Origin of the sequence: Prosthecobacter sp. (assembly GCF_034366625.1) — a bacterium.
Lineage (GTDB): Bacteria > Verrucomicrobiota > Verrucomicrobiia > Verrucomicrobiales > Verrucomicrobiaceae > Prosthecobacter.
Genome location: NZ_JAXMIH010000008.1, coordinates 775500 through 787352 on the forward strand (window position 1 = coordinate 775500; position 11853 = coordinate 787352).

10 protein-coding genes are annotated in these 11853 nt (G+C 58.9%); 9 read left to right on the forward strand and 1 reads right to left on the reverse strand.

Annotated features, from left to right (window positions below):
- Positions 1 to 122 precede the first annotated feature (122 nt).
- The 3 genes from U1A53_RS11535 to U1A53_RS11545 are packed head-to-tail and all read left to right on the forward strand — an operon-like array spanning position 123 to position 3646.
- A complete protein-coding gene (locus U1A53_RS11535; RefSeq protein WP_322281023.1) occupies positions 123 to 350 on the forward strand; it encodes a DUF433 domain-containing protein in 228 nt (75 codons plus the stop codon).
- The gene (locus U1A53_RS11540; RefSeq protein ID WP_322281024.1) at positions 347 to 688 is read left to right on the forward strand and encodes a DUF5615 family PIN-like protein; all 342 of its coding nucleotides are present in this window, start codon (positions 347 to 349) and stop codon (positions 686 to 688) included. The genes U1A53_RS11535 and U1A53_RS11540 overlap by 4 nt, the downstream gene beginning before the upstream one ends.
- 18 nt (positions 689 to 706) lie before the next feature.
- A complete protein-coding gene (locus U1A53_RS11545; protein WP_322281025.1) occupies positions 707 to 3646 on the forward strand; it encodes a M28 family peptidase in 2940 nt (979 codons plus the stop codon).
- Positions 3647 to 3746: 100 nt separating this feature from the next.
- On the opposite strand, the gene U1A53_RS11550 is transcribed toward U1A53_RS11545, so the two are convergent.
- Entirely contained in the window at positions 3747 to 5282 is a 1536-nt protein-coding gene (locus U1A53_RS11550) for a DUF1549 domain-containing protein (protein ID WP_322281027.1), read from the reverse strand.
- 138 nt (positions 5283 to 5420) lie between these two features.
- Between U1A53_RS11550 and purD the strand changes: the two genes are divergently transcribed.
- From purD to U1A53_RS11580, 6 genes are all read left to right on the forward strand, one after another.
- The gene (gene purD, locus U1A53_RS11555; RefSeq protein WP_322281029.1) at positions 5421 to 6671 is read left to right on the forward strand and encodes a phosphoribosylamine--glycine ligase; all 1251 of its coding nucleotides are present in this window, start codon (positions 5421 to 5423) and stop codon (positions 6669 to 6671) included.
- Between the two features lie 74 nt (positions 6672 to 6745).
- The gene (locus U1A53_RS11560) at positions 6746 to 9142 is read left to right on the forward strand and encodes a tetratricopeptide/SEL1-like repeat protein (protein WP_322281031.1); all 2397 of its coding nucleotides are present in this window, start codon (positions 6746 to 6748) and stop codon (positions 9140 to 9142) included.
- Positions 9143 to 9256: 114 nt separating this feature from the next.
- On the forward strand, positions 9257 to 10027 hold the full coding sequence (locus U1A53_RS11565) for a hypothetical protein (RefSeq protein WP_322281032.1): 771 nt from the start codon (positions 9257 to 9259) through the stop codon (positions 10025 to 10027).
- A gap of 5 nt (positions 10028 to 10032) precedes the next feature.
- Positions 10033 to 10560, forward strand: coding sequence for a hypothetical protein (locus U1A53_RS11570; protein WP_322281034.1), 528 nt, complete (start codon positions 10033 to 10035; stop codon positions 10558 to 10560).
- 24 nt (positions 10561 to 10584) lie between these two features.
- On the forward strand, positions 10585 to 10980 hold the full coding sequence (locus U1A53_RS11575) for a hypothetical protein (RefSeq protein ID WP_322281036.1): 396 nt from the start codon (positions 10585 to 10587) through the stop codon (positions 10978 to 10980).
- A gap of 33 nt (positions 10981 to 11013) precedes the next feature.
- Positions 11014 to 11763: a protease complex subunit PrcB family protein gene (locus tag U1A53_RS11580; protein ID WP_322281037.1), complete on the forward strand. Its 750-nt coding sequence runs from the start codon at positions 11014 to 11016 to the stop codon at positions 11761 to 11763.
- The last annotated feature ends 90 nt before the right edge of the window (positions 11764 to 11853 follow it).

Here is an 11853-nt window from a genome sequence, read left to right on the forward strand (position 1 = left end):
GGTTGGAAAGGGACGGGCGGATCAAACGCGGCTTGCCGCCGGATGCATGCGCAAAGTTTAGTGAACATCTGCCAGCCTGTTGCAGGCTTGAAGTCCTCGCCGGAGGGGCCTACACTCCGCCCATGCAGACTCTGCTTGAACGCATCACCGTGAATCCTGCCCAGTGCGGCGGACGCCCGTGCATCCGAGGCATGCGCATCCGCGTCACGGATGTGCTCGATCTCCTCGCCAACGGCCTCACTGCCGTCGAGATCCTTGATGAGATGCCGGATCTCGAAGCGGATGACATCAAGGCCGCTGTCTCTTACGCTCGCCGTCGGGTGGATCACCCCGTGCTCGCCGCCGCATGATTCTTTGGCTCGATGCGCAACTGTCACCGCGACTCGCCCGCTGGATCAACCAGCAGTTTCCTGGCTTCACGGCAACTCCCTTGCGCGACCTTGGGCTGCGCGATGCTGACGATACCGTCATTTTCGAGGCAGCCCGAACTGCAAACGCCGTCGTGCTGACCAAGGACCGTGATTTTGTGGACATGCTCCACCGTCTCGGACCACCACCGCAGATTATCTGGCTCACTTGCGGCAACACGTCGGAGGCGGCCCTGCAACTCATCCTGACCACTCATTTGCAAACTGCGGTGCAAATGCTGCAAAGTGGTGATGATTTGGTCGAAATCTCCGGCCCTTGACCGTTCTTTTGATCAACTATGCGCTTTCTGCTTTCCTTCAGCCTTATCACTACCGCCGTCTTTGCCCAGACGGAGGCCGATTTCATCACGAATACCCGCCAGCTCACCTTTGAGGGCAAAAGATCGGGTGAGGGCTATTTCAATGCCGATGGCACGAAGATGATCTTCCAATCTGAGCGCGAGGAGGGGAACCCGTTTTATCAAATCTACCTGATGGACCTCGAAACGGGCGATCAGGAGCGCATTTCGCCCGGCATGGGCAAGACGACCTGCGCGTGGATTCATCCCGACGGCAAACGCGTGCTGTTTGCGAGCACGCACACCGATCCCGACTCGAAAAAGCTCCAGCAGGCGGAGTATGAGGAGCGGAAGAACGCCAAGGTGCGTCGTTACGCCTGGGACTACGACGAGCACTACGACATCTGGGAATACTCGCTCGCCGACAAGTCGCTCAAGAATCTCACCAACACGCGTGGCTACGATGCCGAAGGCGGCTGGTCGCCGGATGGGAAGAAGATCGTCTTCGCCAGCAATCGGCAGGCTTATGAAACGAAGCTGAGCAAGGAGGACGAGGAGCGGCTGAAGATCGACAAGCAATACTTCATGGAGATCTACACCGCCGATGCCGACGGCTCGAATGTGAAGCGCCTCACTGACGCCCCCGGCTATGACGGCGGGCCGTTCTTCAGCGCCGATGGCAAACGCATCTGCTGGCGTCGCTTCACCCCGAAGGGCGACGTGGCAGAAGTCTGGACGATGAATGCCGACGGCAGCGATCAAAAAGCCATCACCAAGCTCGGCGCGATGAGCTGGGCACCGTATTTCCATCCCAGCGGCGAGTATTTGATCTTCACCACGAATTTGCAGGGCTTCGCGAACTTCGAACTCTACATCGTCGATGCCGCCGGCAAGCACGCGCCCGTCCGCGTGACCACCACGGATGGTTTCGACGGACTCCCGGTCTTCACGCCCGATGGCAAAAAACTCGCCTGGACAAGCGGGAGAAGCTCTGGCGGCCAATCGCAGATTTACATGGCGGATTGGGATCACGATCATGCGCGGGTGGCGCTGGAGCTGAGTCAAGAGGTCAAGATCGTCAAGGAGGTCAAGACGCCTGACTTTTCGCAAACAGCCGCTGACATTCGTGACGCCGATCTCAAGCAGCACATCAGCTATCTGGCCTCCGATGAACTCGGTGGTCGTCTCACCGGCACGGAGGGCGAAAAGCTCGCCACGCAGTATTTCGCGAATGTTTCCAAACAAATCGGCCTCGCGCCCTTTGGCGATGACGACACCTATTTCGACAACTTCGACTTCACCGCTGGTGTCGCGCTTGGTGAAGGCAACTTGCTGGTGTATCACAAGGGCAATACGATTCATTCTCTCTTTGGCCCATTTACCGTGGATCAAGACTGGAAACCGCTCTCCTTCTCCAAAAACGGCGAAGTCAAAACCGCCAACATCGTTTTCGCCGGTTACGGCATCGAAACGCCGGAAGAAGCCACCGGCACCGATGGCAAAAAGATCGAAGCTTACAGCAGCTACGCGCATCTCGACGTGAAGGACAAATGGGTGCTCGTGTTCCGCTACTTGCCGGAGGGCATCACGCAGGAGCGGCGCAACGAACTCAGCCGCTACTCCAGCCTGCGCTACAAGGCGCTCACGGCGCGGCAGAAGGGCGCACGCGGCTTGATCGTCGTGAGCGGGCCGAACTCCAAAGTCGTGCAGCAGCTCGCGCCGATGACGTTTGATGCCTCGCTGGCCACCAGCGGCATCGCGGCGATCAGCGTGACAGATGCGTTGGGTGACAAGTTGCTCGCAGGCAGCGGCAAGACGCTCAAGGTACTCCAGGACAAGCTCGACACGGGCGATCTCATGGGCGGCATCGACTGCAAAGGCACGCTGAGTGCGAACATCGTCATCCAGCAGGAGAAAAAGAAGGGCCGCAACGTGCTCGCGGTGCTGCCCTACGGCGACAAGCCCGACCCACACGTCGCGCCGCTTATTGTCGGCGCGCACATCGACCACCTTGGCAGCAGCGGCGGCTCGAACTCGCGTGCAAAGGGTGATGAAGTGAACAAAATTCATCACGGAGCCGATGACAATGCCTCTGGCGTCGGCGGGGTGCTCGAAATCGCCCAGTGGCTGGCCGATTTGAAGAAGCAGGGCAAGCTCACGCTCAAGCGCGACATCATCTTCGCCGCGTGGAGCGGTGAGGAGCTTGGTTTGCTCGGCAGCAACCATTTCGTCGAAGCCTACGCGAAGATGATCAAGGGCGATGCCAGCGCGAAGCTCACCGGCATGTTCGCCGCGTGCTTGAACATGGACATGATCGGCCGTTTCCAGAAAACGCTCGTGCTGCAAGGTCTCGGCTCCAGCTCGCTATGGGCGAAGGAGATCGAAAAACGTAACGCACCCATCGGTCTGCCCATCACCACGCAAAACGACGCCCACCTGCCCACCGACAGCACCGCGTTCTATTTGAAGGGCATCCCGACGCTGAACGCTTTCACCGGCTCGCATGCGGATTATCACATGCCCAGTGACACTGCTGACAAGATTGACTACGCCAACGCCGCGAAGATCACCAAGCTCATGGGCCTCATCGCGAGAGGCATCGCCACTGCCGACGCCGCGCCTGATTACATCACGATGGAGGCACCGAAGAACTCCGGCGTGCGCACCGGCCTGCGTGCGTATTTGGGAACGATTCCCGATTATGCCCAAGGCGACACCAAAGGCGTGAAACTCAGCGGCGTCTCACCCATCGGCCCCGCCGCTAAAGCTGGCGTGAAAGCTGGTGACATCATCATCAAGCTCGGCGGCAAGGACATCGCGAACATCTATGACTACACTTATGTGATGGGCGACCTCAAGATCGGCAAGGAAAGCACCATTACCGTCCAACGCGACGGCAAGGAGGTGGAGATGAAGATCACGCCGGGGTCGCGGGACTGACTTGAGTCAACTACAGAGAACACGGAAGAGCACAGAGTTCTGAAACCATGCCTCGGTGTCTCTCAGTGATCTCTGTGGGGATAATCAGTTCAGAATTTGATCATGGCCTGAACATGAACTCCGCCGTGTTGATCAAAGCCCAGGCGATGTCTTGCGAGGCGGTTTCGGGCGACGCGTAGTGATGGTTCTGGGCGATCGCCTTTTCGATGCCGCTGGGATAACGGCCGAGGATGGAAAGGAACAAATCTTCGATGCTGATGCCCGCCGGACCGGCAGCGACGGCATTTTCGACATCAGCGCTGTTCAGCATGAATCGCACGAGCTCGTGTGAGATGGGTGCCGAGCTTTCGTCCATCCATTCGCGTGTGCTGCGGCCCAGCATGCGCAGCGGGTGCTCCGCAGGCGGCACCTGCGGGAGTTGGTGGCTTTTTTCTACTGAGAGCGTGTCCCAGACCACTTCGGCGGGCAGACGACGGATTTTGGGAGCGGGCACAAGACGTGTGCCGAACATCCATTGCCGACGATGATCAAAACCAGCGCGGTTGTAGGCGTTGGTGCGGGCGAGAATGCGCTGAAACTCACCGATGCGGTGGCCGCAAAGACGGAACTCATCACCCAGGGCAACATAAGCATCCAGCAACGTGCCACGAGAAAAATCATCGCCGATCCATGTGGCGCGGTCACTTGCCGGAGTGGTAAAGCAGTTGCGGCTGTAGATGACTCTCGTGTCGGCGCGGACATCATGCCATGCAGGCGCGGGATCGACTCCTCCAACCGTGCGATCCACATCAAGACCCGGCATGCCAAAGAGACTGCTCCAGACACGCAAGGCGGCGATGGTGGCAAAGCGATGGCTGCTCTCGGTGGTGATCCATTGGGCCACCTGCATGCGCGGATCCTTGCGGTCTTTCATCTCAGGAGGTGCTTCGCGGGTCAGGCGTATCAACTTGGGGTTCACGATCTCTCCTGGCTTTCCATTGCGATACTTGTAGTCCATGGGCAGCCGGACGTTGTCAAACTCGTCACTGGCAGTGAAGCATGCCGCGAACTGATAGGCTTCCAACTCGGTGTGATCGTTGAAAGGATGATCGTGGCAAAGGGCACAGTGTAGATCCTCCCCCAGCACCGCGTAGGCGACCTCGGTGGCCGTGCGTAGCGGGTTGTTCCCGTCACGCTGGCTGAGCAGGCCGCTGCCGACGATGTGAGTCACGATTTGATCGAACGGACGGTCATCTGCGGCGGCTTGTTTGAGCCAGGCGGCCAGCGCGTCGTCGTCCTTCACGCGAAACGCCTCGGCCAGCATGCGGAAGCGCGCTTCCACCGCGCTTGGTTCTTTGATCAACGCATCGGTGAGGCGTGCGCGTTTGTCAGGCGATTGATCGGCGAGGAAGGCGCGCACCTCGTCCACGCGCGGCAACCGTCCGGCGATGTCGATGCACGCACGACGCAGGAACACGGCATCATCCGCCGCGGAAAGCACCGGCGTGGGCGGCAGTGGGTTGTTGCGGCTTCGCTGCTGTGCCAGCGCCTGCTGAAAATCACGCGTCAGGGCGGCATCGACACGCGCCACGGCCTGCTGCGTGGTGTCGGCGAGGGCTGAGGTGGTGAAGGCAAGACCGCAAAGCAGGTGTTTCATGCTCGCTGCAACGTGCGGTTTTCCCGGTTCATTAGAGTTGCCTTGTTGCTGCGCAACAAGGGATGTCCTGTTCCGCAGGAACAAGGCAACCTTCAGGAGGCTTGCGCAGTCCGAACGACTCGCTAAGGAACGCGTCCCATGAAAATCCTCGTTACTGGCAAAGGCGGACGCGAACATGCACTCATCACGGCTCTCAGTGAGTCGCCGCAGAAGCATGAGCTGTTCGCGTATCCAGGCAGCGATGCCATTGAGGAGCTGGCGACGCGGGTGGACGTGGCGGGATTGCCGGAATTGATCGCGTGGATGACGCAGAATGGCATCGACCTCTGTGTGGCGGGCGAGGAGGCGTGGCTGGTAAAGGATCGTGGCTTGTCGAATCTATGCGCTGAGGCGGGGATTCCGTGCTGGGGTCCGAAGAAGGAGATCGCTCAGCTTGAAGCGTCGAAAACGTTCGCGAAGAAGTTTTTGCAGCGTCACGGCATCCCGACGGCGGATTTCATGATCTGCACGAACGCGACGGAGGCCAAGGCAGCGCTGAGGGAGCTGCCCATCGTGTTGAAGTTCGACGGACTGGCTGCTGGCAAGGGCGTGGCGGTTTGCACGGACAAGGCGGAGGCGGAAGCATTCGTCGATGATGTGATGGAGAAGCGCTGCTTCGGCGCGGGCGATCTGCTCGTCGAAAAATGCCTCACGGGACCGGAGATTTCGGTTTTCGCATCGGTGTGCGATGAGTCGTATCAGATCCTCATGCCGGCGCGTGACTACAAGCGCATCCGCGACAACGACCAAGGACCGAACACAGGTGGCATGGGCGCGGTGGCGTCGCTGGAACTGGCGGAACCGGCGCTGATGCAGCGCATCGAACGCGAGATCGTGCAGCCGACGGTGCAGGGCATCTTGAAGGACGGCTTGAAGTATCGCGGCTTCCTGTATTTCGGACTCATGCTAACACCCACGGGGCCGCAGGTGATCGAGTACAACTGCCGCTTTGGCGATCCCGAGGCTGAGGCCGTGTTGCCGATGCTGCGGGGTGATTTTGCGACCTATGCGTTTGAAGCGGCGAAGGGGAATCTAAAACCGGAGTTGATTCAATTCGCGCCCGGCTGGAGCATCTGCGTGATCACCGCGAGCGCGGGTTATCCGGCTTCATCGCACAGTGGTGATGTGATTTCAGGTTTGGACGCGGTGAGCGGCGCACGTGTTTATCACTGCGGCACGAAGCGGAATGCAGGCGGTCAGTTCGAGACGAACGGCGGTCGTGTGCTCGCCGTAGTGGCTCAAGGCGCGACGCGAGTCGAAGCGCGGGAAAAAGCATATGCCGAGAGCGCGAAGATCACGTTCGATGGTATGCAACGGCGCTCGGACATCGGGAAGATGCATTTTGAGTGATGTCAGTCAGAGGGTGATCAGGTGCTGGGTGAAAATGTCTTCCTAAATAAACAGGTCGCAGTTACGCTCTTTGCATGTGGCCGTTCACTCCTTCGAAGATCCAGCAGACCATCGATCAAGTACTGGCCCCCGGGGCTCTGCCGAGCGCAAGGGAGAAGTCGCTGGTCGCGCTCATGGCGCTGCCGCAGAAACCCGAGTCGCTGAAGTGCTACAGCCAGATCGCCCTGGATGCCAAACAGGTGTGGAAGGTGCGCTACAAGGCCATGGAGGGCATGAAGCTCAGTCAGAATGTGGCGGGTGCTCGGGCACTGCTGGCATGCGTGGGAACGGACATGCGGTCGGTGGCATTGGGTTTTCTCTCGGCGAGTGCATTGCAGCCGTTCCTCCAGCAGATCGCGTCGGAGACCATGCCGGTATTTAGCGAGGCTCTGCGCCAGATCGCTGCGGAAGTGGAGAAAAGATTCAACAACAGGCTGCTAGAAGAGCTGCAGCATGTTCGCAGCATGCTGCGGGTGATCGACACGCCGGATGCCAACGATCTGTTGGCCGAAGTATCCCAAACGACGTCCAAACTTCAAAATGGCCTCGTGCCAGAGTGGCTGGAGTGCGCGCTGAAGAGCGGCTACCATCAGGAAGTGAAAGATGCGCTCGCCGCTCTGGAGCGTTTGGGCACTGCGGAGTCCAAGGCGGCGCTGGAGAAGTTTCGTGGCGTGGAGTCGCGCCTGGTGAAGAAATATGTGGTCGCGGGTGTCGGCGCGACAATCGATGACGGATACCGTGAGGTTTATACGAGCGAATTTGGACAGCCGAAGTGCAAGGAAGAGATTGCTCGACACGCCCAACTCGAAAAAGAATGGCAGGAGCGGCATCCACAGGACAAGGCCAAGACAGAATCGTTGCCGCAGGCCGATGATGCGGATGTCAAGGCGGCTTCCGATGGGGGAATCAACCTCGACCTGGTGGCGCTGGTGCATGATCAACTTGGGTTGCTCAAAGCGCTGCACCGCAAGAACTCGCTCGCTCCGCTTGCCGCCACGATGGATCTGAATGGTGAAATTCACGGTTTCGCGCTCACCTCCGACGACTTCGGAGGCGTCATGCCAACGGTGGAGGAGGCGGTCGCGCTCTTTCAGCAGCGATTCCGTGCTGCTGCCAGAAAAGACGAGATTCGTGCCTGCGCCGTGTTTTATCACGGTTGCCGTGGTGCGGGGCAAGACACGCTCAACTTCGCTCCCGCGCTGTCGGAGGACGATGCGGGCTGTTTTGTCGCATTGGTGGATCATAGCAATGGCCAGGCCTATGCCGGCATCGTGCCCTACCTGCGGAACTGGAACGAGGAATGGGAGTATGGTCCCACTTTCTACCATGCCAGGGAGCGCGAGATTTTTTCCTGTGGTGATGCTGGCTGGCTGGAACAGCAAGTCATTCGCGCCGAAGTGCAGCGCTGGTGCAGACGTGGAAAGCAACTGCTGCGCGACGAGGAGGCATCGACTGCCGAGGCGGAGACCTGTTTCAATTATGCGCTGGAGATGGATCCGCTCTGCGGCGAGGCGCTGATTTTCAAAGCGGCGTTTCTGCGTGAGGCCGGCCGCCATGAAGAAGCCATCGCGCACTGTGATCGTGCTATGGCGCTCGGTGCGGATCGTCTGGCGGGTCTTGATCCAAGTGTGGCCGCTTCGCTTTGGCGCAACAAGGCGCTCTCGTTTCACGCTTTGGAGCGCTTTGAGGAGGAGCAGGCTGTGTATGATCATGTCCTCGCGACGGATGCTTCGGCGGCGAATTCACCAGAGATCTGGGGCTTGAAAGGAGCCGCCTGGTTATCCTGCGGGCAGATCAATGGAGCGCTGGCCTGTTTTCAGGAGGCCGAACGTTTGGGGCATCAGCAGGCGGCTCATGGCGTGAATGTTTGCTGGCAGTTCCTCGCTGAATCAAGCAATGACGCCGAGGCGCAATATCAACTGGGCCGCCGCCACTACGGCGGCGAGGGCATGCCGGAGGATCACGCTGAAGCGGCCCGCTGGTTTCGCAAAGCTGCTGAACAAGGACATGCTGACGCGCAGCGCCTGCTCGGTCTTTGCTACGCGGAAGGCGATGGCGTGCCCATGGATGCCGAGGAAGCCGCCAAATGGATTCGCAAGGCGGACGAGCAGGATCGCGCATCATCAAAGAGCATGGCATTGAAATCAGAACCTCACCCGGTTGAAGGCGGCCTCTATTGCACACAGGACGATGACGGCCATTTTTCGATCCTGAAGGTGCTGAAGCAGGGCGGCGGAGCGGTGCATGTGCGGCTCTATGGCAATCGTCTGACCTCGCCGCCTGCCCAGGTGGATGAAAGCACGCTGTTTCTGGGGGTGGGGCACGCGCCTATCTCGGAAGCCGGCTTTCAAGGCTGGAAGGCCACGTTCATCCAGCAGTCCACGGTCGAGGAAGACGAACTCGAAGGCTACCGACTGTGGATGGGGGAGTGATGGAGAAACTGAATGGGGTGCGAGCGGGGATGCAGACGCCCAGAACGACATTGACCTTTGTTTCCTGTTCGACCATGCTTTCACGCAGTCAGCCCAGCCTGAGCATGGCGTTCAATGCTCATAATTTTTAGTTTAGGTGGTGATCAAAACGAAACATCGAAAATGATGACGTCATATCGCTCCTGCTGTCTGATCTCCATGCTGCTATGTTTAATGCAAGCAGGGCAGGGGAGCGCGGCACCGTCTGCTGACGTGCAAGACGGCAAAAATGCGGGAGTGTCCAAGAGCGCCGGTTGGTATTTCATGGGAGACAAGGCCAAGCCGCTAACCTCGCTCGATGCTCTGCCAGCGGGCGTTCTCGGGAAGTTGCAGGCTCATCTCAAATCAAGGCTTGGGCGGGAGTTTTACGCTGACCTCAAATTCAGTTCAGGAAGGCAGGCTGATGCAGAGGAAATGCGCGGTCGAGCCACTTCAAAAAACGCCTCGGACTTTAGAATGTATGACATCCAGTTCACCTGGAGCCTGCCGGATTCAGGTGTGGAATCCTATGTGGCACAGATTGGGTTGCGCGAGGACGGCTCGGTGTTTGAAGAGATTGATCTGCCGGCCTTTACGTCGAAAAAAGGGGCGCTCCCGCTGGTGCCGCTGAAGAAAGCGAAGGAGGTCGCCAAACTGCACGGCTTTGCCAAAACTTCATTTGAGACAGCCATTGGCTATGATCGCGAGACCGATGCTTTGTTTTGGCGTTTCAGTCGGCCAGCCGGAGACGAGTTTTTCCCCTTTGATCCTGCTCCGCGCACGGGAGGACTGCATTTCTACCATCTGGAGGTTTCGGCACACGACGGCAGCATCGTTCGCCAATATCTCTCGAGGGTGGTAAATTGAACAGAATGTCGTCACATCTGAAAAATATGAATGCGATCAAATCATCTCTTCAATCGTCAGCGGCAACGGTAGTCGGAATCTTCGCCGCATTCAGTTCTTTTGCGGCTTTCGCCAGCGTTGAAAAAACTGATTCAAGGCACTGTCCGACCCGGAATGAAGCAGGTGAGATCATCTGCCTGGCCGAGGTGGACAATTCCGCCCGGGAGAACAAACAGGCCGTCAAGGAGGGCGCTGAGGTTTCCCTCAGCGGGAAGCTCAAGGGCGGCATGGCTGGGATTGGCGGTGAACACACCGGCTGGGTGCTCGAATATCAAACCAAGACCGGGCCGCAGCAGATCGAGGTGGATTGTTCGGGCCTGGACGCCGCCAGCATTCACGAAGGTCCTGCGCGGATCACGGGAAGGGTTTTCAAGAAGAACTATCTCGAACGCGGCCCCGTTCTGATTTTGAAAGCGACGAAAATCGAGCGGCTGCCGACCGCTGCCGCGAAGAGCGACACTCAAGCGGCCAGACATCGCGGAAAGGCGGGTTGATAACAACCCTCATCACCGATCACCATGACCACTCTCACACGAGTTTTTATTTTTGGCCTCGCCATCCTCCTCAGCCTCCCGGTGCTCGCGCAGAGCGGCCTGGGTCTCAAAGGCACTCTTGAAGGCATTCCCACCGCCCCGGAACCCAAGGATCAAAACGGCAATCCCATCAAAATTCCGCAACGCACCCCTGCCGAGATCGAGGCCGATCGCATCGCGCAAAAAGAACGCGTTGAGCAGATCCAGGCGGAGGAGAAACGCCTTGCTGAGGAGCGTCAGCGCCAGGCCGAGTTGCAACGTGCCAACGAGCGCCTCGCCGAGGAGCAGCAGTCCCGCCAACGGAGCAACACGATGATCTATGTGTTGCTCGCGGCCGTGGCCGTCCCGTTTGTTTCGCGCTTCTTCAAGCGCCGCAGTTAGCACATCGAAAACCATTCCGCACCTCTCGTTCCCATGATTCACTCACCTTTGCTCCCTGCGCTGGCAGGTCTCGCGCTGCTCTTTGCCAGCACTCCGGCGGCGCATGCCGAGCTGCCTCCCGCCGTGTATGCAGACTTGAAGACAAAAAGCCCCGAAGCGCTTACGATCCAGGCTCTGGAGGTCAAGATCGAGGGAGCCGCGATCACCATCAGCGCGAAGGTCGCAGCGGTTGAGCGTTCCAGTTCCGGTCTAAAGCCCGGGGACACGCTCCAGATCCTCTATCATTCCGTAAAGCAAACGCAGCCCGGACCCAGCGAGGCGATCATCCTGGAAAAAGGCAAAAGTTACCGCGCTTATCTGGGCAAGAACGAAAACGACGGCAGTTATGGTCTGGGGGCACGAGGGCACAGCTTTGAGCCGGCGTCTGCCAGTGAGATTCCTCAGTGGCGCGGGCAATACGAAGGCGATGCGCAGTTCTCGACACAGCTGATCAAGTCGCAGGACAGGTGGTCCAGCTTTTGGGAACGAATGCGACGTCCTGCGCCGCAAGCCCTGGATGAAGCGCACGAGATGGCGATTTTCATCGCCGTCGGCGAACGACTTACGGGCGGCTTCAAACCGCAGGTCGTCAGCGCAGCCGAACGCGACGGAAAGCTGGTGATCGTTTATACCGACGGCCCGCCTTCCCCTGAAACCTTCGTGACGCAGGTGATCACCCATCCCTGGGTCATCGCCATCGTGCCGAAATCAGCCCTGCAGGTGGAGACCAAGAAGCAGGAGTGACGACTGCCCCTGCCAAGTGTCCGGCTTCTTCGTGCTGAAAGAGGAGCAGAAGGTGGAAATATCTTCGTAAATTTTCAAACTGTCGCTACG

Coding starts and splice junctions, on each gene's coding strand:
- U1A53_RS11535 (WP_322281023.1), top strand. CDS start 123: ATGCAGACTCTGCTTGAACGCATCACCGTGAATCCTGCCCAGTGCGGC.
- U1A53_RS11540 (WP_322281024.1), top strand. CDS start 347: ATGATTCTTTGGCTCGATGCGCAACTGTCACCGCGACTCGCCCGCTGG.
- U1A53_RS11545 (WP_322281025.1), top strand. CDS start 707: ATGCGCTTTCTGCTTTCCTTCAGCCTTATCACTACCGCCGTCTTTGCC.
- U1A53_RS11550 (WP_322281027.1), bottom strand. CDS start 5,282: ATGAAACACCTGCTTTGCGGTCTTGCCTTCACCACCTCAGCCCTCGCC.
- purD (WP_322281029.1), top strand. CDS start 5,421: ATGAAAATCCTCGTTACTGGCAAAGGCGGACGCGAACATGCACTCATC.
- U1A53_RS11560 (WP_322281031.1), top strand. CDS start 6,746: ATGTGGCCGTTCACTCCTTCGAAGATCCAGCAGACCATCGATCAAGTA.
- U1A53_RS11565 (WP_322281032.1), top strand. CDS start 9,257: ATGCTCATAATTTTTAGTTTAGGTGGTGATCAAAACGAAACATCGAAA.
- U1A53_RS11570 (WP_322281034.1), top strand. CDS start 10,033: ATGTCGTCACATCTGAAAAATATGAATGCGATCAAATCATCTCTTCAA.
- U1A53_RS11575 (WP_322281036.1), top strand. CDS start 10,585: ATGACCACTCTCACACGAGTTTTTATTTTTGGCCTCGCCATCCTCCTC.
- U1A53_RS11580 (WP_322281037.1), top strand. CDS start 11,014: ATGATTCACTCACCTTTGCTCCCTGCGCTGGCAGGTCTCGCGCTGCTC.